The organism is Klebsiella sp. X1-16S-Nf21 (assembly GCF_002837615.1).
Lineage (GTDB): Bacteria > Pseudomonadota > Gammaproteobacteria > Enterobacterales > Enterobacteriaceae > Klebsiella > Klebsiella variicola.
The window spans coordinates 1-24,803 of sequence record NZ_PJDK01000020.1 but is presented as its reverse complement, the minus strand read 5'-3'; the positions used below and the strand labels follow the sequence as shown (position 1 = coordinate 24,803).

At 59.7% G+C, this 24,803-nt stretch carries 26 protein-coding genes and 1 pseudogene; 8 read left to right on the top strand and 19 right to left on the bottom strand.

Annotated features, from left to right (window positions below; translation table 11 throughout):
- The first annotated feature begins 95 nt into the window (after window positions 1–95).
- Both pth and ychF read left to right on the top strand, forming a co-directional pair.
- Window positions 96–680: an aminoacyl-tRNA hydrolase gene (gene pth / locus CW267_RS11490; RefSeq protein WP_004180389.1), complete on the top strand. Its 585-nt coding sequence runs from the start codon at window positions 96–98 to the stop codon at window positions 678–680.
- 117 nt (window positions 681–797) lie between these two features.
- Window positions 798–1,892, top strand: a complete 1,095-nt coding sequence (gene ychF / locus CW267_RS11485; RefSeq protein WP_008804380.1) for a redox-regulated ATPase YchF — start codon at window positions 798–800, stop codon at window positions 1,890–1,892.
- A gap of 82 nt (window positions 1,893–1,974) precedes the next feature.
- Here ychF and CW267_RS11480 read toward each other — a convergent pair whose 3' ends face one another.
- The 5 genes and pseudogenes from CW267_RS11480 to CW267_RS11460 form a co-directional block, all read right to left on the bottom strand.
- Window positions 1,975–2,304 (bottom strand): DUF1869 domain-containing protein, encoded by a 330-nt coding sequence (locus tag CW267_RS11480; RefSeq protein WP_016161327.1) that lies wholly within the window; start codon window positions 2,302–2,304, stop codon window positions 1,975–1,977.
- Between the two features lie 83 nt (window positions 2,305–2,387).
- Window positions 2,388–3,302 (bottom strand): sugar ABC transporter substrate-binding protein, encoded by a 915-nt coding sequence (locus CW267_RS11475; RefSeq protein ID WP_022066215.1) that lies wholly within the window; start codon window positions 3,300–3,302, stop codon window positions 2,388–2,390.
- Between the two features lie 131 nt (window positions 3,303–3,433).
- On the bottom strand, window positions 3,434–4,837 hold the full coding sequence (locus tag CW267_RS11470) for a VasL domain-containing protein (protein WP_100780955.1): 1,404 nt from the start codon (window positions 4,835–4,837) through the stop codon (window positions 3,434–3,436).
- 19 nt (window positions 4,838–4,856) lie between these two features.
- Window positions 4,857–5,300, bottom strand: coding sequence for a type VI secretion system baseplate subunit TssE (tssE, locus tag CW267_RS11465; protein ID WP_004152261.1), 444 nt, complete (start codon window positions 5,298–5,300; stop codon window positions 4,857–4,859).
- Window positions 5,301–5,302: 2 nt separating this feature from the next.
- Window positions 5,303–5,419, bottom strand: a pseudogene (locus CW267_RS11460) (type VI secretion system lipoprotein TssJ); the annotation flags it as partial.
- 415 nt (window positions 5,420–5,834) lie between these two features.
- On the opposite strand from CW267_RS11460, the gene CW267_RS11450 reads away from it, so the two are divergent.
- Window positions 5,835–6,164: a gamma-glutamylcyclotransferase family protein gene (locus CW267_RS11450; protein WP_023297847.1), complete on the top strand. Its 330-nt coding sequence runs from the start codon at window positions 5,835–5,837 to the stop codon at window positions 6,162–6,164.
- Between the two features lie 56 nt (window positions 6,165–6,220).
- Here the strand turns inward: CW267_RS11450 and CW267_RS11445 are convergent, their stop codons facing one another.
- The 6 genes from CW267_RS11445 to dgoR all read right to left on the bottom strand — a co-directional run bounded on the left by CW267_RS11445 (window position 6,221) and on the right by dgoR (window position 11,883).
- The gene (locus tag CW267_RS11445) at window positions 6,221–7,168 is read right to left on the bottom strand and encodes a 2-hydroxyacid dehydrogenase (RefSeq protein WP_023297848.1); all 948 of its coding nucleotides are present in this window, start codon (window positions 7,166–7,168) and stop codon (window positions 6,221–6,223) included.
- Window positions 7,165–8,478: an MFS transporter gene (locus CW267_RS11440; protein WP_043875087.1), complete on the bottom strand. Its 1,314-nt coding sequence runs from the start codon at window positions 8,476–8,478 to the stop codon at window positions 7,165–7,167. Before CW267_RS11440 ends, CW267_RS11445 begins: the two co-directional genes overlap by 4 nt.
- A 94-nt stretch (window positions 8,479–8,572) precedes the next feature.
- A complete protein-coding gene (dgoD, locus tag CW267_RS11435) occupies window positions 8,573–9,721 on the bottom strand; it encodes a galactonate dehydratase (RefSeq protein ID WP_100780956.1) in 1,149 nt (382 codons plus the stop codon).
- The gene (locus CW267_RS11430; protein WP_023340379.1) at window positions 9,718–10,335 is read right to left on the bottom strand and encodes a 2-dehydro-3-deoxy-6-phosphogalactonate aldolase; all 618 of its coding nucleotides are present in this window, start codon (window positions 10,333–10,335) and stop codon (window positions 9,718–9,720) included. Before CW267_RS11430 ends, dgoD begins: the two co-directional genes overlap by 4 nt.
- Window positions 10,280–11,197 carry a 2-dehydro-3-deoxygalactonokinase gene (locus CW267_RS11425; protein ID WP_100780957.1) on the bottom strand — a complete coding sequence of 306 codons (918 nt, stop codon included), beginning with the start codon at window positions 11,195–11,197 and terminating at the stop codon, window positions 10,280–10,282. The genes CW267_RS11430 and CW267_RS11425 overlap by 56 nt, the downstream gene beginning before the upstream one ends.
- A complete protein-coding gene (gene dgoR / locus CW267_RS11420) occupies window positions 11,194–11,883 on the bottom strand; it encodes a D-galactonate utilization transcriptional regulator DgoR (RefSeq protein WP_022066201.1) in 690 nt (229 codons plus the stop codon). The genes CW267_RS11425 and dgoR overlap by 4 nt, the downstream gene beginning before the upstream one ends.
- A 368-nt stretch (window positions 11,884–12,251) precedes the next feature.
- Between dgoR and CW267_RS11415 the strand changes: the two genes are divergently transcribed.
- Complete coding sequence (locus CW267_RS11415) at window positions 12,252–12,791, top strand: DUF2058 domain-containing protein (RefSeq protein ID WP_012967804.1); 540 nt, start codon at window positions 12,252–12,254, stop codon at window positions 12,789–12,791.
- 24 nt (window positions 12,792–12,815) lie between these two features.
- Here CW267_RS11415 and CW267_RS11410 read toward each other — a convergent pair whose 3' ends face one another.
- Complete coding sequence (locus CW267_RS11410; protein ID WP_100780958.1) at window positions 12,816–13,514, bottom strand: RluA family pseudouridine synthase; 699 nt, start codon at window positions 13,512–13,514, stop codon at window positions 12,816–12,818.
- A 190-nt stretch (window positions 13,515–13,704) separates the two neighbouring features.
- Between CW267_RS11410 and CW267_RS11405 the strand changes: the two genes are divergently transcribed.
- On the top strand, window positions 13,705–14,187 hold the full coding sequence (locus CW267_RS11405) for a cold-shock protein (RefSeq protein WP_012541308.1): 483 nt from the start codon (window positions 13,705–13,707) through the stop codon (window positions 14,185–14,187).
- A gap of 112 nt (window positions 14,188–14,299) precedes the next feature.
- Window positions 14,300–15,199, top strand: coding sequence for a LysR family transcriptional regulator (locus CW267_RS11400; RefSeq protein WP_100780959.1), 900 nt, complete (start codon window positions 14,300–14,302; stop codon window positions 15,197–15,199).
- On the opposite strand, the gene CW267_RS11395 is transcribed toward CW267_RS11400, so the two are convergent.
- The 3 genes from CW267_RS11395 to CW267_RS11385 form a co-directional block, all read right to left on the bottom strand.
- Entirely contained in the window at window positions 15,174–15,983 is an 810-nt protein-coding gene (locus CW267_RS11395) for a substrate-binding domain-containing protein (protein ID WP_165787435.1), read from the bottom strand. The two genes, CW267_RS11400 and CW267_RS11395, sit on opposite strands and share 26 nt — an antisense overlap.
- 11 nt (window positions 15,984–15,994) lie before the next feature.
- The gene (locus CW267_RS11390) at window positions 15,995–17,290 is read right to left on the bottom strand and encodes an MFS transporter (protein ID WP_080783063.1); all 1,296 of its coding nucleotides are present in this window, start codon (window positions 17,288–17,290) and stop codon (window positions 15,995–15,997) included.
- Between the two features lie 305 nt (window positions 17,291–17,595).
- The gene (locus CW267_RS11385) at window positions 17,596–18,528 is read right to left on the bottom strand and encodes a LysR family transcriptional regulator (protein ID WP_022066199.1); all 933 of its coding nucleotides are present in this window, start codon (window positions 18,526–18,528) and stop codon (window positions 17,596–17,598) included.
- A 98-nt stretch (window positions 18,529–18,626) separates the two neighbouring features.
- Between CW267_RS11385 and CW267_RS11380 the strand changes: the two genes are divergently transcribed.
- Window positions 18,627–19,103, top strand: a complete 477-nt coding sequence (locus CW267_RS11380; RefSeq protein WP_008804344.1) for a GNAT family N-acetyltransferase — start codon at window positions 18,627–18,629, stop codon at window positions 19,101–19,103.
- A gap of 49 nt (window positions 19,104–19,152) precedes the next feature.
- Here the strand turns inward: CW267_RS11380 and pckA are convergent, their stop codons facing one another.
- Window positions 19,153–20,796 carry a phosphoenolpyruvate carboxykinase (ATP) gene (gene pckA / locus CW267_RS11375; RefSeq protein ID WP_012967799.1) on the bottom strand — a complete coding sequence of 548 codons (1,644 nt, stop codon included), beginning with the start codon at window positions 20,794–20,796 and terminating at the stop codon, window positions 19,153–19,155.
- A gap of 283 nt (window positions 20,797–21,079) precedes the next feature.
- On the opposite strand from pckA, the gene CW267_RS11370 reads away from it, so the two are divergent.
- On the top strand, window positions 21,080–21,973 hold the full coding sequence (locus CW267_RS11370; protein WP_008804342.1) for a LysR substrate-binding domain-containing protein: 894 nt from the start codon (window positions 21,080–21,082) through the stop codon (window positions 21,971–21,973).
- A 5-nt stretch (window positions 21,974–21,978) separates the two neighbouring features.
- Here CW267_RS11370 and CW267_RS11365 read toward each other — a convergent pair whose 3' ends face one another.
- From CW267_RS11365 to livM, 3 genes are all read right to left on the bottom strand, one after another.
- Window positions 21,979–22,698, bottom strand: coding sequence for an ABC transporter ATP-binding protein (locus CW267_RS11365; protein ID WP_100780961.1), 720 nt, complete (start codon window positions 22,696–22,698; stop codon window positions 21,979–21,981).
- A complete protein-coding gene (locus tag CW267_RS11360; RefSeq protein ID WP_008804340.1) occupies window positions 22,695–23,570 on the bottom strand; it encodes an ABC transporter ATP-binding protein in 876 nt (291 codons plus the stop codon). Before CW267_RS11360 ends, CW267_RS11365 begins: the two co-directional genes overlap by 4 nt.
- Window positions 23,567–24,803: high-affinity branched-chain amino acid ABC transporter permease LivM (livM, locus tag CW267_RS11355; RefSeq protein ID WP_101148627.1), on the bottom strand; the 1,237-nt coding region annotated here is incomplete at its 5' end. The genes CW267_RS11360 and livM, both read right to left, overlap by 4 nt.

Below are 24,803 nucleotides of genomic sequence, written 5' to 3'. Positions count from 1 at the left end.
TCAATGCTGGTATTGTCTCGTGGGCAGAACTTTGTCAAGCGCGCCCGCAGACAGTACACTACGCGGCAGAGAATGCCCCATGCAGGAAAGAAAACGTGACCATTAAACTGATTGTCGGCCTGGCCAACCCCGGTGCGGAATATGCCGCCACCCGGCACAACGCCGGCGCCTGGTATGTAGATTTACTGGCGGATCGCCATCGTGCGCCGCTGCGCGAAGAGAGCAAGTTCTTCGGCTACACCTCGCGCATCAATCTGGCGGGCGAAGACGTTCGCCTGCTGGTTCCTACGACGTTTATGAACCTCAGCGGTAAAGCGGTGGCTGCAATGGCGACCTTTTATCGCATTAACCCGGATGAAATTCTGGTCGCCCATGATGAGCTGGATTTGCCGCCCGGGGTGGCGAAATTCAAGCTTGGCGGTGGCCATGGCGGCCACAACGGCCTGAAGGACATCATCAGTAAGCTCGGCAATAACCCGAACTTTCACCGCTTACGCGTCGGGATCGGCCATCCGGGTGACAAAAACAAGGTTGTCGGCTTTGTACTCGGCAAACCGCCGGCCAGCGAGCAGAAACTGATTGATGATGCTGTCGACGAAGCGGCGCGCTGCACCGAAATCTGGTTAAAGGACGGGCTGACCAAAGCCACCAACCGCTTACATGCCTTTAAGGCGCAATAAGCCGTTGTCGTGCGGCATTTTTGCCGCGCACCGTGTATAATAGGCAAAGCTATTCAATTTTCTGCAATCTGTTGCTTATAACAGATTGATTATCCAAAGATTAAGGTGATTTAAATCATGGGATTCAAATGCGGTATCGTCGGTTTGCCCAACGTCGGCAAATCCACCCTGTTCAATGCGCTCACCAAAGCGGGTATTGAAGCGGCCAACTTCCCCTTCTGTACCATTGAGCCGAACACCGGTGTCGTACCGATGCCCGATCCGCGTCTGGACAAGCTGGCTGAAATCGTCAAACCGCAGCGCATCCTGCCGACGACGATGGAATTCGTTGATATCGCGGGCCTGGTGAAAGGCGCGTCCAAAGGTGAAGGTCTCGGCAACCAGTTTCTGACCAACATCCGTGAAACCGAAGCTATCGGCCACGTGGTTCGCTGCTTTGAAAATGACAACATTATCCACGTTAACAACAAAGTGGATCCGGCTGACGACATCGACGTTATCAACACCGAGCTGGCACTCTCCGATCTGGACACCTGCGAGCGCGCTATCCACCGTGTGCAGAAGAAAGCTAAAGGCGGCGATAAAGACGCTAAAGCTGAGCTGGCGGCGCTGGAAAAATGCCTGCCGCAGCTGGAAAATGCCGGCATGCTGCGTTCACTGAAAAACCTGACCGACGAAGACAAAGCAGCGATTAAATACCTCAGCTTCCTGACGCTGAAGCCGACCATGTATATCGCCAACGTCAATGAAGACGGCTTTGAGAATAACCCTTATCTCGATAAAGTCCGTGAAATTGCCGCCGCCGAAGGTTCTGTGGTCGTCGCCGTTTGCGCCGCCGTTGAGTCCGATATTGCCGAGCTGGACGACGCTGACCGCGACGAGTTTATGGCCGAGCTGGGTCTCGAAGAGCCAGGCCTCAACCGCGTGATCCGCGCCGGTTACGAGCTGCTGAATCTGCAGACCTACTTCACCGCTGGGGTGAAGGAAGTTCGCGCATGGACCATCCCGGTCGGGGCAACCGCGCCGCAGGCAGCCGGTAAGATCCACACTGACTTCGAAAAAGGTTTTATCCGCGCGCAGACCATCGCCTATGAAGACTTTATTACCTACAAAGGCGAACAGGGTGCAAAAGAAGCCGGTAAAATGCGTGCAGAAGGCAAAGACTACATCGTGAAAGATGGCGATGTGATGAACTTCCTGTTCAACGTCTGATCCCGCTGGCTGGCATTTTCGCCACCATCGCGCCATAAAAAATCCACGCAGCGGCGTGGATTTTTTTTACCCGGACGACACGCTACTCCACAATATGGGTCTCTTCAGCCGCCTCATAGCCATCAACGATCTGCACAATTTTCTTTAACTCGCCCTCGATGAAAGCCGGGGTGGCGCTTTCCCCTGAGGCCGGGTGATGAAGCTCGACCGAGATGCCGCTGGCGGCATTGGTCAGTGACAGACTGATCTCCTGCTGTCCCGCTGCGGACGATGGTCGCCCGATTTGCTGCACGATGGCCGCCGCCGCCGCGCGCGTATCAACGTCTGCGAGATGCCCCCACCTCATTTCAACATGTCCCTGCTGCCCTGCCTTTATCACCTGCAGCGTATAGCCGCTTCTTTCCGTTGCCATGTCTTTTCCTCCGGTTTCGTTGCCCGGGCGTCACATTATCAGCCCGGTTCTATCAGCAAAGTTCGTTCACTTGCGCCTTGCCGTTAATGACTCTTTTCCACATAGGTCTGCATGTTTTCTTTGGTCACTAACTCAAACGGGATCCAGACATGAGACTCGACCTTTTCTCCTTTAATCAGCTTCAGCGCTACCGCTAAGGCCGTTTTGCCCTGACCGACGGCGTCCTGGAAGACCGTCACCTGGATCTTATCGCTGGCCAGGGCTTTCAGCCCGTCCGGCGTGGCGTCGATCCCACCGATCAACAGCTTCTTCTGGCTCTTCTCCAGCGCCATCGCTGCGCCAATCGCCATCTCATCGTTGTTCGCCGCCACAATATCAATCGCTTCCCCGTTGCCTGTCCAGTTCTGCATCAGATCCATTCCCTCGCTGCGGGAATAGTTGGCCGGCTGTTTCTGCACCACTTTCATTGCCGGATATTTGGCCACCACCTGCTCGACGTCTTTGGTGCGCTGCAGCGCGCCGGCGTCAGTGAGATTGCCGATCATGATGGCGACATTGCCTTTGTAGCTCGCCAGCTTCGCCAGCGCCTCCATCTGCAATGTGCCGGACTCCCGCTCGTCCGAACCAACAAACACCACGCCAGGCGGTAACGTTTTATCCCCCGGCGTCCGGTTCACATACACCAGCGGCATTTTGGCCTGCTGCGCCATCTTCGTCAGCTGCGGGGTGCTGGCGGAGTCCACCGGGTCGACGATGATCGCGTCCACGCCGGAGGCGATAAAGCTCTGCACCTGGTCGGCCTGGCGTCCGGTGTCGCCGCGGGCGTCTTCAAACTGCACGTCGACATGACGGGCGCGGGCCTCTTTCTCAATGGACTGGCGGATAATGGTGAGAAAGTTTTGATCGAAGTAGGCCATTGAGACGCCGATCTTCTCCGCCAAAGCCGAGGCGGAACTGGCCAGTAACCCCACTAACAGGATGATTTTACAGTGCTTCATAGCATGCCCTCAGAGGTCGAAATGAAATTTTCAATATAAACACAAATGGTATATTTAAATCATTTTCAGACTACGAAGGGCGTTCGGTTCTTGCAATCATGATGTAAAGAAAATGTTGCCATGCGCACATTTTATTTCACCGCCTCACTCACTGAGGGCTCACCGGTAGGGGGGATCGCCGCGGGCGGCGCCTGCTTTCGCTTCAGCAGGGCATACTCCACGATCAGTTGTTGCAGATGCAGCTCCGCGAGGCTTCCCCGGGCGGCAGGCCAGGGTTGATCAACGGGAAGCGCGGCCAGCTGGCGTAGCTCCTCCTCCAGCGGAACGGCGCGGTTAAACGACTGCATGATGGCAAACACTGCGGTTTTCAGTTCGCTCACCGTGAGGTATCTCCCCTTCTGCTCGTCGAGGGTATTGAGCTGGCCGGCGAGCCGCTGCAGCTGCTGCATTCCCTCGGACCAGCCGGTGAGGTTTTCCGCGGGCAGTGCGGCAGCGCTCAACTGCTGCCGCCACTGCTGCGCCAGCGGTTGTGCTTGATCCGGCCAGCGACTCAGGGCCTGCCGGACCAGCTGGTCGCCGTAGCTTACCGCCCAGTCCGGCGCCAGGCGGGCGAGCTCGCCAAGCTGGCGCTGCGTCTGAGGCAGATCCACCGGCATCAGGGGAGATGCCCCCGGCAGGCCCGGTATCACATTTTGGGTCACCGAAATGGGCGGTAAATCGGACTGACGCAACGCCAGCCATCCACCGACGGCGATGCCCGTCACCGCCAGCATGGTGACCATCCCGGCGACAAACGGCTTCCAGCGCGGCGCGGGTGCCGGAGAAGACGCCACCACTGGCGCGGGCCGCTTTGCAGGTAAAGGCGGCGCAAGCGGCTCAGCCTTTGGTCTACGTTTTAGTTCTGGCACTGGTTCAACCTTTGCCGCATCCTCTTCGCTGACCAGAGCGCCGGGAAGTTCCGCGTCAGACACCGCCACCGGCGGCGCGGTGGGGAGCGCTGGCGCAGGGTCGAGATTCTCGAAGCGGCTTACCGTGCTGTGCAACAGCGCCCGCAGGTCGCTCAGCGGGTTTTCAGGCGCGATCTCAAGGCGCTGGAGCACTGCGTCGAAGCTTTGCAGCGAACGTTCAGCCTGACCAAGCGACTCGAGATCCGCCGGGGCGAGACTGAGAGTGCGGATCACCTGCCGCAGCCGCTTGCTCAGGGTGCGGAAGATCTCTGTCCGGGCCGGGAGCGCCTGCGGCCACAGGTTTTTCCCCTGGTGGGCCAGCAGCGACTCCATTAGCGACAGCCCCTCGTGGATCCCTGCCAGCCCGCCCAGCCTGGCGCGGGCCAGCGTATACCAGGCGACAGTCTGCAGATCCGCGCCGTGATGCTCCAGCAGCGAGCGGGCAAGCTGCTCGGCATACGGCCAGTTAATATCCGGCCGCGCCGGGTGGCTGAGCTTGTTCATTTCCGCACGCAGGGCAATAAAATCAGCCAGCGTGCGCGGGTCGCCACCGGTTTTATAGTGGCGTTCGTCGTGTGTTGTCATCATGATGTCTTTCAGCGAGAGATTAGAGGGCGGAGCGGGCGTCAAGATACTGCTGGCGTTTGAGGTGGCGGATCAACACCCTGCCCTCGGGCATAAACTCTGTGCCGTAACGCACCAGGCCAATATCCTTCAGCTCCGCATCAATGGCATAGCGCAGTTCGCCGGGCGCATGCTGATCGAGCATCACCACCGCAATCCGCTGCAGGCGCGGTTCGTATTTCAGCAACACCGCCGATAACGTGCTCATCAGCTGATGCGCCGACGCCGGCATGCCCTGGAGGATAGCGGTCATATCCGGCAGGCCGTAGTCCGGCAGATGCGCCAGCGTTCCAGCCCGACAGTTGAGGATGCGCTGCATGTTATCGAGCACCGACAGGATGACCTGATCCGTTTCGCTGACAGTATTCAGGTCAAGCCCGCCGGCGAAGTTGCCGTACAGGATGTCATACAGGGAGGGACGAGGCATTTTCACTTCTCCTTAAGCGGGTGCAGCGTCAGTTGATTTTGGCTGGCTTCGATAATGCGCGGCCTCGCCGGGTCAAGATCGTCCCGGGTGAGTACCAGCCGCCAGCTGTTTTGCGTCAGATGGAAACATCATGTTATTTTTCACTGGCTACTTATCATAAAGGGAAAAATTAGGAGCTGGTAATATCCAGGGGTAAATAATATCTGAATTCAAATCTTACCGTCGTTCATTACCCACGAGAAGGCTGCTAAAAAGAAAATTCATCATATCCTCTCTTTTAATTCCCCATTGAATTTAATTAGCGAATTAGTCTCTCCGTCAGGCTTATTTATATTGATCTTAAATATAAATAATAAAAATATCATCGCAATCGATATAGCTTCATTAGCGCCGAGGCCAAAGCCTCCCCCGGCATCAGAGAGATGCCCGGAGGGTTGCCCCGCCCCACCCGGCCATTGCCAGGCGCTGAATTACCCCGTATTTTGGTTTTCCGCTCCGCTGTGGGCGGGTATCAGGGCGAACGAGAGAGAGAAAATGAAACCGCTATTTGTCTATGGGACGCTCTGTCCCGGTCGCAGCAATGCGCACATTCTGGAGGCGATCGGGGGCGAGTGGCGTCCCGGCTACGTCACCGGCACCTTTTACGCGCGCGGCTGGGGCGCAGCCGCCGATTTTCCGGGTATCGTCCTCGACGCTCACGGCCCGCGGGTCAACGGCTATCTGTTCCTGTCCGATCGGCTGGCGGCGCACTGGCCCATGCTGGACGACTTTGAGGAGGGGTACGATCGGGTGCCGGTGGAAGTGACCACCGGCGATGGACAGCAGGTCAGCGCCTGGATTTATCAGCTTCAGCCCCGGGAGTAATCCCCGCCGCGAACGCGCTGTACAATACAGCAGCCCAGCGCGTTCCGGCTTTGCGGTCAGTCCGCCAGGCTTTCCGCCACTGGAGTCACCAGCGCCTTCTTCTCAGCCCAGCAGGCGACGTTATCGAGCACCAGTTGCGCCATCGCCGCGCGGGTGCTCCAGGTGGCGCTGGCCATATGCGGTGTGACGACCACATTACTGCGCTGCAGCAGCCCGGCCGGTACCGCCGGTTCATGGCTGAAGACATCCAGCCCCGCCCCGGCGATAATCCCGCTCTCCAGCGCGGCAACCAGCGCGGGCTCATCAATCACGCTGCCGCGCGAGATATTGATGAGGATCCCTTTCTCCCCCAGCGCCGCCAGCACCGGCTGGTTAATGAGCCCCTGGTTTGCCGCCGTTCCCGGCGTGCAGATAACCAGAAAATCACTCTCCGCGGCCAGGGTCAGCAGATCTTCCCGCCAGGCATAATTTAGCGCCGGGAGACGCTTGCGGTCATGATAAGCAATCTGCATGGCGAACCCCTCGCAGCGCCGGGCGATGGCCTGGCCGATGCGCCCCATGCCCACGATGCCGACCCGCGAACCGGAGACTTTTTGCGTCCACGGAAAACCGCCCGCCGCCCACTCGCCCGCTTCGATAAACTTGTGGGCGGCGACGATCTGCCGCGAGGTCGCCAGCATCAGGCCCAGCGCCAGATCCGCCACATCGTCGGTTAACACCCCCGGCGTATGGCTGACCCGCACCTGGTGCTCTGCAGCCGCCTGCACATCCACGCCATCGTAGCCGACGCCAAAGACGGCGATCAGCTCCAGCGCAGGCAGGCTGGCGATCAGCTCTCGCGTCACGGAGGCTTCGCCGTTGGTGATGAGCACGGTAAAGGTGCCGGCCAGCGCGCGAAAGTCGGCGTCAGTGAGTGCGGTCAGCTCCACGAGGTGATAGCGTCGCGCCAGTTCCGCAGTCAGGGCATCCGGGAGCGAAGCCTGTTTTAACACGTTCAGTTTCATAGCTTATCTTCTTTCAGAGTGTGGAAGGCGGAGGGTTTCTGGCCGCTCCGGGAGACGATGATGCCGATAATCCCGCCAAGGGCCAGCGCCACGGCGACGATCAGCAGTCCGGAGTGATAGCTGTTGGTCAGGTCCTTAATCTTCCCGAGCAGCGGCGGCAAGCCTAAGCCGACAAAATTGGCGATGGTGTTGATAAATGCAATGGAGGCCGCGGCCGCCACGCCCGCCAGCTTCTCGGTGGTCACCGCCCAGAACACCGGCGTTAGCGCGAAATTAAAGCCCACGGTGAGCACCAGCAGCAGATAGGCAACCAGCAGGTTGCCGGCATAGATGGCGACAGCCAGCGAGAGACCGGCCAGAATCAGCGGCAGCCCCATATGCCACGCCCGCTCGCCGGTCAGATCCGAATGACGGCCATTGAGGTACATAAACAGGCAGGCGAAAATAAACGGCACCGCGGACAGCAGACTAATAACCACATCGCTCTGCTCGCTGGCCATACTTTTGAGGATCAGCGGTAAGAAAAGCGTGATGCCGATGGAGCCGAACGCCTGCAGAAACCAGACCAGACTCAGCAGGAGTACCACTTTATTTTTCAGCGCACTGAACCAGGAGGCGTGTTGATTAACTACCGCGCCGCGGTTATCAGCGGCAATCTGCGCCGTCAGCCAGCCTTTCTCCGCCTCAGAGAGCCAGGCCGCCTTTTGCGGGCTGGAAGGTAGCAGCCAGAGCACCAGCGCCCCCAGCACGATGGCGGGAACCCCTTCAATGGCGAACAGCCAGCGCCAGCCGGCAACATCGGCAATGCCATGCATATTTAAAATCAGCCCCGAGACGGGCAGCCCGATGATCGACGCCAGCACCGATCCCATATAAAAGAACGACATCGCCCGTGCCCGGTTGCGCTTCGGAAACCAGCAGGAGATATAGTAAATAATCCCTGGGGTGAATCCCGCCTCCGCCATGCCGAGTAAAAAACGCATAATATAGAGCTGGGTCGGCGTCTGGACGAACGCCATGCCGGCGCTCACCATTCCCCAGGTGATCATTATTCTGGCGATCCAGATCCGCGCCCCCACCCGGGTCATGATCAGGTTGCTGGGAATTTCGAAAATAATATAGGAAATATAAAACATGCCGACCCCAAGGCCGTACATGCTGGCCGTTAATCCCAGATCGGCGTTCATTTGCAGCGCGGCAATGGAAATATTGGTTTTATCAAGATTGGCGACAAAATAGCAGATAATAATAAAGGGGATGATTTTGCTGTTTAGCTTTTTTAATGTAGAAGTACAGAGTTCAATGCTCATAATAATAACCCCATGACTTTGCCTCGGGCAGGGGAAGACCGCCCGCGCCAGGCAAAGATTGATATTAAGAATCGCAGCAGGTATTAACCGGGGACTACCACTCGGCGACCACGCCATCGGCAAGGCGCCAGACGGGGTTCCGCCAGTCAGGAGCGCGTCGGCTCATCTCAATCACTTTATCTTCGTCGATATCGACCCCCAGCCCCGGCTTCATTAACGGCTTAAAGTACCCCCCCTCCATATTGAAATCGGCTTTGTTTTTCACGAAGTCGAGTAACTCGGCGCCCTGGTTATAGTGGATCCCCATGCTCTGCTCCTGGAAGACAGCGTTGTAGGAAACAAAGTCCACGTGCAGACAGGCGGCCAGCGCGATGGGGCCTAACGGGCAGTGCGGGGCCAGCGACACGTCCGCCGCTTCCGCCATACCGGCGATTTTGAAGCATTCGGTGATGCCGCCGGCGTGAGAGAGATCGGGCTGCAGAATAGCCAGGCCGCCGGCCTCCAGCACCCGCTTGAACTCAAAGCGCGAGAACATGCGCTCGCCAGCGGCCAGCGGGATCGCGGTTTGCGCCGCCAGCCGCGGGTAGTACTCCGCCTGCTCGGCCAGCACCGGCTCTTCGATAAACAGCGGCCGATAGGGTTCCAGCTCTTTAATCAGCAATTTCGCCATCGGCGCGCTGACGCGGCCATGAAAATCGAGGCCAAATTCAATGTCGTTGCCAAATGCTTCGCGGATCTGCGCCACCGTGTTCACCGCCGCATCCACCGTGCGCGAACTGTCAATCATCCCCATTTCCTGACAGCCGTTGAGTTTGAAGGTATCAAACCCCATCCCGCGCAGCGTCTTAATCCCGGCAATGACCTCGGCAGGCCTGTCTCCTCCTACCCAGCTGTAGGCTTTGATTTTATCGCGCACCAGGCCGCCCAGCAGCTGCCAGACCGGCGCATTTAACGCCTTCCCTTTGATGTCCCACAGCGCCTGGTCAATACCGGCGATCGCGCTCATCAGGATCGGTCCGCCGCGATAAAAGCCGGCGCGGTACATGACCTGCCACAGATCGTTGATCCGCGCCGGATCCTGGCCAATCAGATAGTCCCCCAGCTCATGTACCGCCGCCTCCACGGTGCGCGCCCGGCCTTCGACGATCGGCTCGCCCCAGCCGACTATCCCCTCGTCGGTTTCAATCTTGAGGAACATCCAGCGCGGGGGTAAACGCCAGGTGGTCAGTTTGGTTATTTTCATTTCACAGCCTCTTGATACGCCCTAACAAATGCGGCGGCCTGCTCTGCGGTCCGCGTTACCGGCTGACCGGCGCGATAGAGATCGCTGCCCAGCCCCGCGCCCGCACAACCGGCCTCGATCCATTGCGCCAGGTTTTCCGGCGTGACGCCGCCGACGGCAAATACCGGCACCGACGCGGGCAAAACCGCTTTCAGCGCCCTGATGTAGTCGGGGCCAAACGCCGAAGAGGGAAAAATCTTCAGCGCCTGCGCCCCGGCCTCCAGCGCGGTAAACGCCTCGCTTGCCGTCGCGCAGCCGGCGCAGACGGTCATCCCGTGCCCGACGGCCCGGCGGATCACCGCCGGCTGCACATTGGGGGTCACCACCAGCCGCGCCCCAAGCTGCGCCAGCCGATCGACCTGCGCTTCCTGCAGCACCGTTCCGGCGCCAATCAGCGCCTGCGCGCCGTAGGCCTCGACCACGGCCGGGATGCTCTGCTGCCATTGCGGTGAATTGAGCGGGATCTCCACGGTGTCGAACCCGGCGGCGATCGCCGCGCCGACGTGCGCCAGCGCCTCGTCAGGGGTGATGCCGCGCAGAATAGCGATCAGCGGAAGTGAGGTTTGCCACTGCATGTACGATGCTCCTTATACCAGCCAGAAAGGCATCGTCGCCCGACACTGTCGTCACCTGGCGGCCCAGCAGCTGAAATGCCTGCTGATAGCGCGCGGAGAGGGACGAGCCGGCAACGATCGCGATAGCCTGTTCGTCGGCAATGAAGGCGCGCATGCTGGCCACCTCCGCGCCAATTAACAGGCCGGATAGATACTCGCTCACCTGCTCCCGGGCCAGCGCCCCCAACAGGTGCGCGGCGCGGGTCTCAAAAAGCTGTGGCAACACCGCGGGCGCGGCCAGGCCGCGCGCCAGCCCGGCGTGAAACGCCGCCGGCGCAGCCTGCTGCTCGGGTAATCCCGCACCGATCAGGGAGTGCGTCAGCAGCAGATGGTGCAGTTCGCCGGTCATCACCGTGCGAAAGTCCTCAATCCGCCGGCCGTCGGTTTTGACCCATTTGCAATGGGTGCCGGGCATGACGTACACCGCCGCAGGGGCCAGCAGGCGTGCGCCGAGGAGCTGTGTCTCTTCGCCGCGCATGACGTTGTGGTGGTCTTCGCGGGAAGTGCAAAGCCCGGGGACAATCCAGATCCCTTCATCTACGGCGGTCAACTGGTTGCCAATGGCCGTGAAATCGGCGGGAAGCGGTAAATAGGGCGCGTTCTTCCAGCCCACGTTGCTGCCTACCATTCCCGCCATGACCACCGGGGTACGCCCCTCGCGCCAGCCATGGATTTGTGTCGCTAACACCGCTGCCGGCGATTGACCGTTCAGGCGGGCGATCCCCGCCGCCGACTGTCGGCTGTCGAGGCAGCGTTCGCCCTCAAACAGCCAGGCGCGAAAATTGGTCGATCCCCAGTCAACAGCGATGTAGCGAGATGTCATGTGATTTCCTTCAGTCTTCGTGTCGAGCTGGCGATCATGGTGAGCGCCGCCTGCTCTGCCGCGTTGCTGTCCTGATGGCGAATCGCATCGAACAGCGCTTTATGTTCCTGGAGCGTTTGCGGCATGTTGGCCTCATCCCCCATCCAGGTCCGTTCAAATATCGCGCGCTGCAGCGAGCTAATCGCCACGCTGAGCTGCTGCAGCACCGGGTTATGCACTGACGCCAGCACCGCTTCGTGATAGCGAATGTCGGCTTCATTAAAGGCATCGCGCTGCTGGTTGTTGGCGATCATGTCATTCAGCGCCGCCTCAATCTGCGCCAGATCGCTGGAGGTGGCCCGCTCTGCCGCCCAGCGGGCTATCGCCGGCTCCACCAGATTACGCACTTCGCTCATCGCCGCGATGAGCCCCGGGTCTTCATCCTGTTCCAGCGCCCATTGCAATACGTCGCTGTCGAGGAAATTCCACTGGCTGCGCGGCGCGACGAAGGCGCCGCGATAGCGTTTCATCTCAATCAAGCGCTTCGCCTCCAGCGAGCGAAAGACTTCGCGGATGATGTTGCGGGAGGTGGCAAACTCCTCGCACAGGTCAGCCTCCGCCGGCAGCGCCGCGCCGGGAAGATATTTGCCGCTCACAATCTGGCGGCCCAGGGTCACCATCAGCCGATCGGTTTTAGTCAGGTTCATAGCGTGTCCTTAACGGGGTTATGCCCGGTTACTTTACTCCGTTCAGCGCGTTTCCACCCAGTCTGGTAGTACAAACGTGAACCTGTTCATCCTTGCCTGTGACACATAGTAGTACTATTAATAAAAATTGTACTACAATCTAGATCACAAAAAAGACAATCCATCACAAAAAAGGATCGTCGACATGCCAAAAATGGTGGCGACGATCCTTCGCCGGGGACGGGAAAGATGGGCCTGCGAGGCTGGGTTAACGCGGCTTCGGCGGGGGGCTGTCAGGCTAATCGGGGTAACGAACAGTGGGTAGTCTGGCGTCGTTTCGGCCAATGCAGGTATACTTGGCAGATGTTTCCTCAGTTTCAGACACGCAGATGACAAAACTCACCTTACAAGAGCAGATGCTCAAAGCCGGCCTGGTCAGCAGCAAAAAAATGGCTAAAGTCCAGAGGACGGCAAAAAAATCCCGCGTTCAGGCCCGTGAGGCCCGGGAAGCGGTGGAAGAAAATAAAAAAGCTCAGCTGGAGCGCGATAAGCAGCTCAGCGAGCAGCAAAAGCAGGCGGTGCTGGCGAAAGAGTATAAAGCCCAGGTGAAGCAGCTGATCGAGATGAACCGCATTACGGTCGCCCGGGGCGATATCGGCTTTAACTTCACCGATAATAATCTGATCAAAAAAATCATGGTCGACAAGACCACCCAGACCCAGCTGATTAACGGCCGTCTGGCGATTGCCCGCCTGGCGGTGGATAACAAGCCCGAAGGTGAATATGCGATTATTCCGGCGGTGGTGGCCGAGAAAATCGCCCAGCGCGACGCCAGCAGCATCGTGTTGCACAGCGCCCTGAGTCAGGATGAGCAGGATGAAGACGATCCGTACGCCGACTTTAAGGTGCCCGACGATCTGATGTGGTAACCCCGGTTCTCTCGCCGCGGGCAATCAAAACGGGCTCGCCTGCTGGATATGCATCGGCTCATGGCTGACGGGGTGGACAAAGCGCAGTTCGCTGGCGTGCAGCATCAGCCGCGGAGCCTGTTCCGTGCCGGGCAGCTCCCGGCCACCGTACAAATCGCAGCCAAGGATCGGATAGCCCAGCAGCTGGCAGTGGATGCGCAGCTGATGGGTGCGCCCGGTCTCCGGGGTGAGCGCCACTCGAGTCAACGCCAGCGCCCTCTCTCCTTCCCGTGACTGATACAGGCGGTCAATGACCCGATAGCGCGAACGCGCCGGTTTGCCGTGCCGGGCGCAGAGCGACATGCGCGGGAAACGGGCCGGATCTTTGGCGATTGCCGCCTCCACGATCCCCTCATCTTCCGCCAGGTGGCCGCACAGCAGCGCCGTATAGACCTTTGCCACCGTGCGCTGGCTGAACTGCTGACACAGCAAGGCGTTAACGTCTTTGTTGCGGGCTACCACCATCAGACCGGAGGTACCGAAGTCCAGGCGGTGCACCAGGGTGCAGCCCGGAAAGCGCTGAACCAGCCGGTGATGCACGGAGTCAAGGTTGCGCGGATCTTTGCCCGACAGGCTCAGCAGCCCGGCGGGTTTATTGATCAACAGCAGGTGTTCGTCCTGATACAAGAGGGTGATCTGTTCGCGGCACGGCGGCGCGACAAAGGTATCGATAATGGTGGACATCAGGCGGCCCGAAGAAGGAGTGGCTGGCGATAGTACCCCATTTTGCCCGCCGGCACGATGCTGGCGCACAATCCGCCCTCGCGGCGGCGTCATTTATCACCCACACTTATCGCAAAGGCATGGCCTGCACAGGCAATGTGCTTTACACTGCGCGCTGCAAAATTTGTGTTAACCAACGAGTAATACGGTAATGGCGATGAACGGAACAATCACAACGTGGTTTAAAGATAAAGGTTTTGGATTTATCAAAGATGAAAACGGCGAAAATCGTTATTTTCACGTGATTAAGGTCGCCAATCCTGATCTTATCAAGAAAGACGCGGCGGTGACTTTCGAACCTACCACCAACAATAAAGGGCTGTCGGCCTACGCGGTGAAGGTCATTCCGGAGAGCAAATATATCTATATCGCCGGCGAGCGGCTGAAGCTGACCTCCATCAAATCCTATGTGGTGTACCATGAGGAGGAGCCGGTCGAGACCCGCGTCGATAAAGAAAACGCGGTGCTGTCGGTCGGGCTGCTGATGAACAGCATCCGGCCAAAATCCACAGTGCAGCCGGGAGAGATGCGTTCGGTGAAAAAGCTGGCGATCACCACCTTTCAGGGGACAACCCTGATCTTCTCGGAAGACGAAATCGATATCGATGCCACGGTAAAACTGCTTAAGGTGTAAGCCCCGGCGCGCGGTTTCCCGCGCGCCCGAAGACCTGCCCGATAGACTACCCGCCATCGCCCCTCGCCGGACGGGGCGATGGCGCCAGACAGCCGATAAGGATGCCGCCGCCATGCCCGTAAATTTTGACTTCAACGATCTCTACGCCTTTCGCGCCCTGATGGAATATGGCAGTTTTCGGCTGGCCGCTGAATCCATCTGCCTGTCGCAGTCGGCCCTTAGCCGACGCATCGAAAAGCTGGAGACGGCGCTGGGCAACCGGCTGTTCGAGCGTACCACCCGGCGGGTGACCCTCACGCTGTATGGGCAAAATTTTGCCGAACGTTCGGAGCAACTGCTGGCCCATGTCGAGACGGTGCTGGCGGATATCAGCCAGGTCAGCAATGCGCGCACCGGGCTGGTGACGGTGGCGACGGTGCCCTCCGCCGCCTACTACTTTATGCCGGAAATCATCCGCAGCTTTCAGGCGCGTTATCCCCAGGTGCGCATCCGGTTGATTGACAGCAGCGTCGGGAATGTGATCGAGGCGGTCAGCAGCGGACAGGCTGACTTTGGCCTCTGTTTTGCCAAAAACCTGCCAGCCAGTCTCGAATTCACGCCTCTTGCCGACGACCGCTATGTGGCCGCCTGTCGGTACGATCATCCGCTGGCGCGCAAGACGCACCTCAGCTGGCAGGCGTATTTTGAACAGGATTATATTGGCCTGGATCGGGTCTCGGGCAACCGGACGCTGCTCGACCGGGAGCTGGCGCATCTGACGCCGGCGCGGCCAAGTATCTGCGAAACCCGCCACGTCACCACGATGCTGGGGATGGTGGAAGCGGGCATCGGCATTGCCGCCGTGCCCGCGATGTCGATGCCCGCCGGGGAGCATTCCGTTCTCCGCGCTGTGCCGCTCACCGACCCGGTGGTCACGCGCACGGTAGGCCTGATCCGCCTCAGCGGCCGTATTCAGTCCTACGTGGCGGCAGAGCTGGAGAAGCTGATTATTGAACAGTATCCTTCTGGCTGACCGGCGTGGTGGCGGCCACGCTTCGCATGCCGGTGGCGTGGATGGTCTCCTGCGCCGCCGGTGAGGCCAGATACGCCAGCAGCGCCTTGCCTTCCTGCGGGTGGTCGGCGCTGATAGTCACCGCCCCGGCAAAGCGGGTGATGTACTGCAGGTTATCCGGCAGTTCGCCAACGAAGGTCACGCCGGGTACCGGCAGCAGTTCGCTCACCTGCTGAAAACCGATCGCATACCGTCCCTTCGCCACTTCCGAGGCTACCGGAATGCGCTCCACCATCTGCGCTTTGCTCTGCATCGCGTCATCAATGCCCAGGGTGTGGAACAGCGTCGAGCTAACATAGCGTCCGCTGGCGCTGTCGGAGTACGCGACCGACGGCGCCGCCATCAGCGTCGCCCGCAGCTGGTCTGCGCTATGGATAGCCGGCAGCGGCGCCCCCGCCTTCACCACCACGCCGATCGGCGAGTCGGCCAGCTCCCGACGCGAACCCGGTTGCGTACGGCCCGCTTTTTCGAGGCTGGTTAGCGCATCCCCGACCATAATCACCACGTCCGCGTGTTCGCCCCGCGCCAGGCGGTTAGGGATCGCCTGCGGCGTTTTCCCCATCGACGGGCCGGGGATCACCACGAGGTGGTTGCCGGTTTGTTTTTCCCACGCCGGGGCCAGCTTTTCCAGCGCCGCTTTGAAGCCGCCGGAGATCATCACGGTGACCTCTGCGGCCAGCGCGCTGCCGCCGGTGGCGGCCAGCAGCAGCGTGGCCAGCAGTGTTCCTGTCGTTTTACGCATCATCTTCTCCCTGATTAACGTGCCGTCTGCAGCGCAACGGCGCTACGGCGATAGAGGTAGCAAGTGGCCAGCAGGCCGCAGATGGCGGCAAAGCTCATCCAGTAGCCGGGAGACGCTTTATCACCGGTATACTCGATCAGCGCCGTGGAAATCACCGGCGTGAAGCCGCCAAATACCGCCGTCGCCAGGCTGTAGGCCAGCGAGAAACCTGCCACGCGCACTTCGGCAGGCATAATTTCGGTCAGCGCCGGGATCATCGCCCCGTTGTACATGCCGTAGATAAACGACAGCCACAGCAGCACGCTCAGCATCATCAAAAAGCTCGGCGCGTTCGCCAGCAGGGTCAGTGCAGGCCAGGCGGTAGCCAGCGCCAGCAGGGTCATGGCAATCAGCACCGGCCGGCGGCCAAAGCGGTCAGACAGCGCCCCGCCCACCGGCAGCCAGAAGAAGTTGGAAATCGCCACCAGCAGCGTAACCAGCAGGCTGTCAGAGGCGCTGAGCATCAGCACCTTTTTACCAAAGGTCGGCGCATAGACGGTGATCAGATAGAACGCGGTGGTGGTCATCGCCACCATCATCATCCCGGCGATAACCACCTGCCAGTTCGCCAGCAGCGTGGCGAACACCTGGCGCATCGCCAGATGATGGCGGCGGGCGGTAAACTCCTGGGTCTCCTCCAGCTTACGGCGCAGGATGAAAATGAACGGAACGATCAGGCAGCCGAAGACGAACGGAATGCGCCAGCCCCAGTCGCTGATGGCGCTCTGCTCCAGCACCGCGTTGAGGGCAAAGCCCATCGCGGCCGCCACCATAATGGCAACCTGCTGACTACCCGACTGCCAGCTGGTGTAAAAGCCTTTGCGGCCCGGCGTGGCGATCTCGGCCAGATAGACCGACACCCCGCCCAGCTCGGCGCCAGCGGAAAAGCCCTGCAGCAGACGGCCGATCAGCACCAGCAGCGGTGCCCACAGGCCAATGGTCTGGTAAGAGGGGATCAGCACGATCAGAAAGGTGCCGGTGGCCATGATCGACAGGGTGACGATCAGCCCCTTGCGCCGCCCCACCTTGTCGATGTAGGCGCCAAGCACGATAGCGCCGATGGGGCGCATCAAAAAGCCGGCGCCAAAGACCGCGAAGGTCATCATCAGCGCGGCGAATTCACTGCTCGCCGGAAAAAAGGTATGTGCGATGTAGGTGGCATAAAACCCGAACAGGAAAAAGTCGAACTGTTCGAGAAAGTTACCGGACGTGACGCGCAGGATGGCGCCGATCCGGTCACGGGTACTCATCAGTGAGGTTGTCGAATGCATGCAGGTCTCCAGTTTGTTATCCACGCGTTGTCGCGCGCCTGTTGCTGAAGACTGAAACAGAACCGGGAACGAAATAAGCGTAATAAACGCATCCATTAATGCATTTTACGCATGAATAACATTTAACTAATTAACATTACTTTTACATACAATCATTTAACACATCCCGTGCTAACCACGCCGCGGGTGACGGCGAAAAAGTCAGTTTTCCGTTTTGTGACCGAGGCCAGGGTACGTCGCCGCGGGTTGACGGCATAAAAACCCTGGCCTTAGGTGAGGATACACGCTGCCGGCCGCAAAGCGCGTCAGGAAGCGGAAGCGGCAGACTCCCCCACCAGCGTCTGCAACAGAGCGATCAGCCAGCGGGTAGCTTCGCGTTTCCCGCTGCGTTGGTGGGCGTAAATCTTGACGTCAAACGGCGGAACCGGAAACGGCAGCGGGAAAATGGTCAGCCGGGCGGCGCGGGCCATCGTCTCCGCCGCTCGCCGGGGCAGCGCCATCAACAGGTCGCTCTGCTCAATAATGAAGGGCGCGCTCAGCATCGAGGGGGTTTTCATCGCCACCTGCCGCGAATAGCCCTGCCGCTCCAGCTCACGGTCCAGCACCCCCTGCTGCTCATTCCACGGGGTCACCACCAGATGACGGGCAGCAAGGTAGGCGTCCAGGGTCAGCGCCGTCCGGTCGGCCTGGCTGATGACCACATATTCGTCCCGCAGCCAGTTAATCTCCTCAAGATCGGGATGGGCTGGCTCGTCAGGGGTATTGAACCCGAGGGCCAGGTCGACCTCGCCCGCCAGCAGCTCGGTCAGCGCCGGGCTGTGGGGCAGATAACGGAGTTCAAACCGCAGCCCGGGCGCCTCACGCTGCAGGTGGTGCATCAGCGTCGGAAAGACGCAGAACGCGGTGAAATCGGTGATCGCAATCTGCATGCAGTCGGTGCTGGCGGCCGGCACAAACGCCGCCGGCGGCGTCAGCTCCTGGTTGAGAAACTTCAGCGCCGAAGCAATAGAGGGCGCCAGCTGGCTGGCATAGACGCTGGGGCACATCCGGTGCCCTTCGCGATAGAACAACGGATCGTTGAGGGCGCTGCGCAGCCGGGAAAGCGCATGGCTCAGCGCCGAGGTGCTCATTGCCAACTCTTCCGCCGCCAGGCGCACCGAGCGGGAGCGATAGACCGCGTCAAAGACCGGCAGCAGGTTGAGGTCAATCCGGCGCAGGACAGGATGCATAATATTCATCGTTTGCTGATTTCATTGCACTTAATTCTTTTCACAATACCGCTTATCCTCAGGGTCAGCAATTTTGCTCTCTTTTGACTATTGATACAGGACGCCCCATGAGCATCACGATCCGCCAGGCCACCCCGGACGACGCCACCGCTATTTACGACATGATTTATGAACTCGCGGTCTACGAGAAAGCCCCTGAAGAGGTGGTGACGACGGCAGAGGAGATCAGAGAGACGCTGTTTGCCAGCGGCAGCAAAACCGAAGCGCTGATCTGCGAGGTGGCGGGCAAAGCGGTGGGCTACGCGGTGTTCTTCACCAGCTATTCCACCTGGCTTGGACGCAATGGTATCTATATGGAGGATCTGTACGTCACCCCCGACTATCGCGGGATCGGCGCCGGAAAAGCGCTGCTGAAAACCATCGCGCAATATGCTGTACAGCGTCAGTGCGGGCGTCTGGAGTGGAGCGTGCTCGACTGGAACCAGCCGGCGATTGATTTCTATCTGAGCATTGGCGCGCAGCCGCAGGATGAATGGGTGCGTTATCGCCTCACGGGCGATGCGCTGCGGGCCTTTGCGGAGTAAAGCGGCTCGCCAGCAGGTCGGCGCCAGGCGTCGACCTGCTGGCCGCGGATCAGGCTTCGACCGCGCTATTCTGCAGCTGCGGACCGGCCAGCGCCAGACGCGCGCCCGCTTCGGTATCACTGTACTGCTTAAAGTTATCCATAAACAGCTGAGCCAGGCTCTCGGCCTTCTCCTGCCACTTATCCGCTGAGCTCCAGCCATTACGCGGATCCAGCACCGCGCTGTCTACCCCTGGAATGCTCTGCGGGATCGCAAGACCGAACACCGGGATGGTCTCATCGCGCAGCGGGCCGGTAGTGCCGTTGAGGATCGCGCTAATGATGCTGCGGGTATCGCGCAGCGACAGGCGTTTGCCCTCGCCGTTCCAGCCGGTGTTGACCAGCCAGGCTTCCGCACCGGATTCCGCCATCTTCGCCGCCAGGACGCTGGCGTACTGGGTTGGGTGAAGCAGCAGGAACGCCGCGCCATAGCAGGCGGAGAAGGTCGGCGTCGGCTGGGTAATGCCGCGCTCGGTACCCGCCAGCTTCGAGGTGAAACCCGACAGGAAATGGTACTGCATCTGCTCGGTGGTCAGACGGGAGACCGGCGGCAGGACGCCAAACGCGTCGGCGGCAAGGAAAATCACCTTCGACGGATGGCCCGCGCGGGACACCGGCTTGACGATATTGTCGATATGCGACAGCGGATAGGAGACGCGGGTGTTTTCGGTTTTGCTGCCGTCGGCATAATCCACGCTGCCGTCAGCGCGCACCACCACGTTTTCCAGCAGCGCATTGCGGCGGATGGCGCCATAAATCTCCGGCTCCGCCTGCGGGTCGAGATTGATGGTCTTGGCGTAGCAGCCGCCTTCAAAGTTAAACACGCCGTCATCGTCCCAGCCGTGCTCGTCATCGCCAATCAGCTGACGATGCGGATCGGTCGACAGGGTGGTTTTGCCGGTCCCGGAGAGGCCGAAGAACAGCGCCACGTCCCCTGCTTCGCCACGGTTGGCCGAGCAGTGCATCGACGCGATGCCTTTCTGCGGCAGCAGGTAGTTCATGACCGAGAACAGCCCTTTCTTCATTTCGCCGCCGTACCAGGTGCCGCCGATGAGCTGAATACGCTCGCTGAGATTAAAGGCGACGAAGTTCTCGGAGTTCATCCCCTGCGCCTGCCAGTTGGCATTGGTGCAGCCCGCGCCGTTGAGCACCACGAAGTCTGGCGTAAAGCTGGCCAGCTCGTCGGCGCTCGGCACGATAAACATGTTTTTGACAAAGTGAGCCTGCCACGCCACCTCGGTAACGAAGCGTACGCCAAGGCGGGTATCCGGGCTGGCGCCGCACCAGGCGTCGATGACATACAGTTTTTTACCGCTCAGCTGGCCCGCGACCAGGCTTTTCAGGCTGCGCCACACGTCTGGCGATAACGGTTTGTTGTCATTGCGGCCGAGGCCGGAGTCTGCCCACCAGACGGTGTCGCGAGTCTGTTCGTCGCGGACGATGTATTTATCGCGCGGTGAACGGCCGGTGAAGATCCCGGTATCAACAGCCACAGCCCCAGAGTCGGTCATCACGCCGCGGGCCGCGCCGGTCAGCTCAGGAGCGGTTTCATGTGCAATAAGCAAATCGTAATCAGGGTTGTAAAAGAATTCGCCGCTTGCATTAATCCCCAGCTCCTGCAGAGCCATTTTAACTGATTCAATTTGTTGTGACATGGAACTCCTGACAAACTATTTAAGGTAAGAGGCCTGGGTTATTCATTGCTTTCGTCATCGTCGCCGGCGATTTAATAAGATAAGTCCTGGACAATAAAATAAAGCAATAAATAACCGTGAGTCGCGATTTCATATCGTGCTCATGTAGGGTCGCCGATATGCATTCATAAATCTCAACTTTCCAAAAAATGTTAACACCTGTCGATAATTATGTTAATTGCATAGTTTCTATGCGCTATGCTAAAATTGCATAGCCTTTATTGCGTTTTTGAGGACTGGATCGGTGTTGGCAAATCTGGAAGTTAAATGGCTGTATGATGTGATTGCCCTTGAGGAGTCACGCAGCTTTACCCTGGCGGCCAAAGCCCGCAACATCTCTCAGTCCTCGTTCAGTCGACGCATCCAGTCGCTGGAGGCCTCCCTCGGATTCAGCATCTTCGATCGTAGCGCCAACCCCCTGCAATTGACCAACCGCGGGAAAATTTTTGTCGGCTATGCGCGAAATATGCTCGATGACATGGATTTTCAGATCAGTCGTATTAAGGGTTTAAATAACACGACCCAGAAAATAAGAATCGACGCGGCCCCTTCGCTGTCGGTGTTATTACTGCCGGAAATCATCGCCGGTTACACCGACCGTAAAAATAAGACTTTTCATGTTGAATCGATTAACGTCAACGACGCCGTATTTAACCTGAAAGAGGGAAAAAGCGATTTTATCCTCTCCTTCTATAATGAAGAATTAATGAACTATCCGTTTATTAATCATAAAATTTTTGATTCTTACCTGCACCTGGTCTCCCCCTGCGACGAACATGGCCGCCCGCTGTTTCATTTACATCGCGGCGTGCTGCCGCTGATGAAATACGCCAACGACAGCTATATGGGGCGCCAGGTGAACCAGGTGATCGACCGTACGCCGGAGATCACCTTCTCCCTTACGTTTGTCTCTTCCATGAGCGAGTTGCTCAAGCGCATGATCCTCAATGGCGACGGCGTGGGCTGGCTGCCGCAATACTCTATTCAGCGCGAGCTGGACGAAGGCCGACTGACGATCCTCGATGACCGCCTGTCGCTGCCGATCGGCGCCTGGCTCTACCGCTCCGGCTCGCGGCTTAACCAGGCCGCCGAACGTTTCTGGCAGCACATTAAAACCCGTAACGAACCGCGGGAATAACCCCCTCAGCCGCTGATCCCCAGATATGCCTTACGCACCTCCGGGTCGTTGAGCAGCGCCTGGCCGCTGCCGCTCAGGCGGATCTGGCCGTTCACCATCACATAGGCGCGGTCCGACAGGTTAAGGGCATGGCGGGCATTCTGCTCCACCAGAAACAGCGTCATCCCCTGGGCCGTCAGCTCGCGCAGGATCTGAAAAATCTGCTTCACCACCAGCGGCGCCAGCCCCAGGCTTGGCTCATCCAGCAGCAGCAGGCGCGGTCGGCTCATCAGCGCCCGGGCGATGGCCAGCATCTGCTGCTCGCCGCCGGAGAGGGTCATCGCCCGCTGTCCCCGCCGTTCTTCCAGCCGGGGGAACAGCTGATACATCCGCGCCTTGTCTTCGGCCTGATAGCGGTTGCCAATGGCAATGGTCCCCATCTGCAGGTTCTCCTCGACGGTCATATCGGGAAAGATGCGCCGCCCTTCCGGGGCCTGGGCGATGCCGTTACTGGCGATAAAGTGGGTCGATTTCCGGCTGATCGCCTCCCCGCGATAGAAAATCTCCCCGCCGGCAATGCGCGGCTGGCCGAAGACCGACATCAGCAGCGTTGATTTACCGGCGCCGTTGGCGCCGATCAGCGCCACCGTCTCTCCCTCGTTGACGGTGAGGGAGACCTGCTTCAGGGCCTGGATCGGCCCGTAGAAGACATCCACCTCATTAAAGGCAAGCAATGGCTGGCTCATCGGCGCGTCTCCTCTTCCTCAGCGCCAAGATAGGCGGCAATCACGCTGGCGTTAGCCTGGATCGCCTGCGGCACGCCGCGGGCGATGACGTCCCCGTGATCGAGGACGATGATATGATCCGAAATCTCCATCACCATCCCCATATCATGCTCGATCAGTAGCACCGTGATGCCGTGCTGCTGGCGCAGAAAGCGAATAATCCGGCTCAGCGCCTGGGTTTCCACCGGGTTGAGGCCGGCGGCCGGCTCGTCCAGACAGATCATCTCCGGGCGGGTACACATGGCGCGGGCGATCTCCAGCCGCCGCTGCTGTCCATAGGAGAGGGTCCCCGCCAGACGGTTGGCGCAGTCCACCATCTCCACCACCTCCAGCCAGTAAAAAGCGCGATCCAGCGCCTGACTCTCCGCCTGCCGATACCCACGAGTATTGAGGATCCCGGCCAGCAGATGGCGGTTAACCTGGGTATGCTGGGCCACCAGCAGGTTCTCAATCACCGACATCTCGCGGAATAAACGTATATTCTGGAAGGTGCGCGCCAGGCCAGCGCGGTTCACCAGATGGGTGCCACCGAACATCTTGTAATAGATCCGCCGCCCCAGCTGCGCCGGGTGGAGAAAATCGTCCGGGTGAAGCTTCTGCCCCAGCACCTGAATGACATCGGTAACCTTTTCCCGCGCCCGCAGCACGATGCTCCCCCCCGTCGCCCGGTAAAAACCGGTCAGGCAGTTAAACACCGTGGTCTTGCCCGCGCCGTTGGGGCCGATCAGGGCGGTGATCGACCCCCGCTCCACCTCCAGATTGACATCATTCAGCGCTTTGATGCCGCCGAAATGCATCATCAGATGCTCAACGCGTAAGATGCTGTCGGTCATGGCGCGACTCCTTTTCGCAACGCAACCCCGCTGCGGCTGGTGCGCACCAGGCCGCGCGGCCGCCAGATCATCATCACCACCATCAGCACGCCGAACAGCAGCACCCGATATTCGTCAAAACCGCGCAGCAGCTCCGGGGTGACCGTCAGGACAAACGCCGCCAGCACCACTCCCAGGGTGGAGCCCATTCCCCCGAGCACCACAATCGCCAGGATCAGCGCCGACTCAAAAAAGGTGAACGACGTCGGGTTAACAAACCCCTGATAGCTGGCGAAGAACACCCCGGCGATGCCGGCGGTCGACGCGCCGAGCATAAACGCCGAGAGCTTCACCAGCACGTGGTTGAGCCCCATCGCCCGACAGGCGATCTCATCCTCGCGCAGCGCCTCCCAGGCGCGGCCGATGGGCATCCGCGTCAGACGATGTTTCACCAGCAGCACCAGCATCACCACCAGGCACAGCACGGCGTAGAGAAAGATGAATTTCAGGTTGGGGTTGTAGCTGACGTGGAAAAACTCATGGATGGGGATGCCGCCATCCCTGGCCCGGCGGGTAAACTCGAGGCCAAACAGCGTGGGCGACGGCACCGGTACGCCGTTGGGCCCCCCGGTGAAGCTCACCCAGTTGTTAAGCACCAGGCGAATGATTTCGCCAAAGCCGAGGGTGACGATAGCCAGGTAGTCGCCATGCATGCGCAGCACCGGAAAGCCCAGCAACGCCCCGGCGAGGGCCGCCATCACCGCCCCCAGCGGCAGCATCGCCCAGAAGCCGAGGCCCAGGTACTGGTAGCCCAGCGCCAGGCCGTAGGCGCCGATGGCGTAGAACGCCACATACCCCAGATCGAGCAGGCCCGCGAGGCCCACCACAATATTCAACCCCAGGCCAAGCAGAACGTAGATCAGGCCGAGGATCGCCACGGTCAGCAGGTATTTGCTGGCGAGAAATGGAAAGGCGATGGCCAGGACCACCAGCAGCGGCATTATCCAGCGCAGTCGCGAGCGGTAGCCCGGCGGCCGGACGTACACCCCGTCATCCGCCCCCTCAAAGCGGGCAATAAAGGCTTTTCCCCGACGGCTCTGCAGCAGCAGGCTGAGGGCCAGCCTGCCGGCCATCACCACCGCCACGAGGATCGCCACCCGCGCGGGCGCGAGGGTAAAACCATACCCTTTGAGCACCACGCCGACGATCGGGCCAAAGACAATTAACGCGCAAAGACCGGCCAGCACGCTGTCG

Bases quoted from the DNA above. Each gene is read 5' to 3' on its own strand.
- CW267_RS11445 (WP_023297848.1), bottom strand. From the start codon at position 7,168: ATGAAACTGAACGTGTTAAAACAGGCTTCGCTCCCGGATGCCCTGACT.
- CW267_RS11470 (WP_100780955.1), bottom strand. From the start codon at position 4,837: ATGATGACAACACACGACGAACGCCACTATAAAACCGGTGGCGACCCG.
- CW267_RS11395 (WP_165787435.1), bottom strand. From the start codon at position 15,983: ATGATGCGTAAAACGACAGGAACACTGCTGGCCACGCTGCTGCTGGCC.
- CW267_RS11400 (WP_100780959.1), top strand. From the start codon at position 14,300: ATGCCCGTAAATTTTGACTTCAACGATCTCTACGCCTTTCGCGCCCTG.
- CW267_RS11430 (WP_023340379.1), bottom strand. From the start codon at position 10,335: ATGCAGTGGCAAACCTCACTTCCGCTGATCGCTATTCTGCGCGGCATC.
- tssE (WP_004152261.1), bottom strand. From the start codon at position 5,300: ATGCCTCGTCCCTCCCTGTATGACATCCTGTACGGCAACTTCGCCGGC.
- CW267_RS11450 (WP_023297847.1), top strand. From the start codon at position 5,835: ATGAAACCGCTATTTGTCTATGGGACGCTCTGTCCCGGTCGCAGCAAT.
- dgoR (WP_022066201.1), bottom strand. From the start codon at position 11,883: ATGAACCTGACTAAAACCGATCGGCTGATGGTGACCCTGGGCCGCCAG.
- CW267_RS11405 (WP_012541308.1), top strand. From the start codon at position 13,705: ATGGCGATGAACGGAACAATCACAACGTGGTTTAAAGATAAAGGTTTT.
- CW267_RS11415 (WP_012967804.1), top strand. From the start codon at position 12,252: ATGACAAAACTCACCTTACAAGAGCAGATGCTCAAAGCCGGCCTGGTC.
- CW267_RS11410 (WP_100780958.1), bottom strand. From the start codon at position 13,514: ATGTCCACCATTATCGATACCTTTGTCGCGCCGCCGTGCCGCGAACAG.
- pckA (WP_012967799.1), bottom strand. From the start codon at position 20,796: ATGTCACAACAAATTGAATCAGTTAAAATGGCTCTGCAGGAGCTGGGG.
- dgoD (WP_100780956.1), bottom strand. From the start codon at position 9,721: ATGAAAATAACCAAACTGACCACCTGGCGTTTACCCCCGCGCTGGATG.
- CW267_RS11440 (WP_043875087.1), bottom strand. From the start codon at position 8,478: ATGAGCATTGAACTCTGTACTTCTACATTAAAAAAGCTAAACAGCAAA.
- CW267_RS11425 (WP_100780957.1), bottom strand. From the start codon at position 11,197: ATGACATCTCGCTACATCGCTGTTGACTGGGGATCGACCAATTTTCGC.
- CW267_RS11480 (WP_016161327.1), bottom strand. From the start codon at position 2,304: ATGGCAACGGAAAGAAGCGGCTATACGCTGCAGGTGATAAAGGCAGGG.
- CW267_RS11380 (WP_008804344.1), top strand. From the start codon at position 18,627: ATGAGCATCACGATCCGCCAGGCCACCCCGGACGACGCCACCGCTATT.
- ychF (WP_008804380.1), top strand. From the start codon at position 798: ATGGGATTCAAATGCGGTATCGTCGGTTTGCCCAACGTCGGCAAATCC.
- CW267_RS11385 (WP_022066199.1), bottom strand. From the start codon at position 18,528: ATGAATATTATGCATCCTGTCCTGCGCCGGATTGACCTCAACCTGCTG.
- CW267_RS11365 (WP_100780961.1), bottom strand. From the start codon at position 22,698: ATGAGCCAGCCATTGCTTGCCTTTAATGAGGTGGATGTCTTCTACGGG.
- CW267_RS11390 (WP_080783063.1), bottom strand. From the start codon at position 17,290: ATGCATTCGACAACCTCACTGATGAGTACCCGTGACCGGATCGGCGCC.
- CW267_RS11475 (WP_022066215.1), bottom strand. From the start codon at position 3,302: ATGAAGCACTGTAAAATCATCCTGTTAGTGGGGTTACTGGCCAGTTCC.
- CW267_RS11360 (WP_008804340.1), bottom strand. From the start codon at position 23,570: ATGACCGACAGCATCTTACGCGTTGAGCATCTGATGATGCATTTCGGC.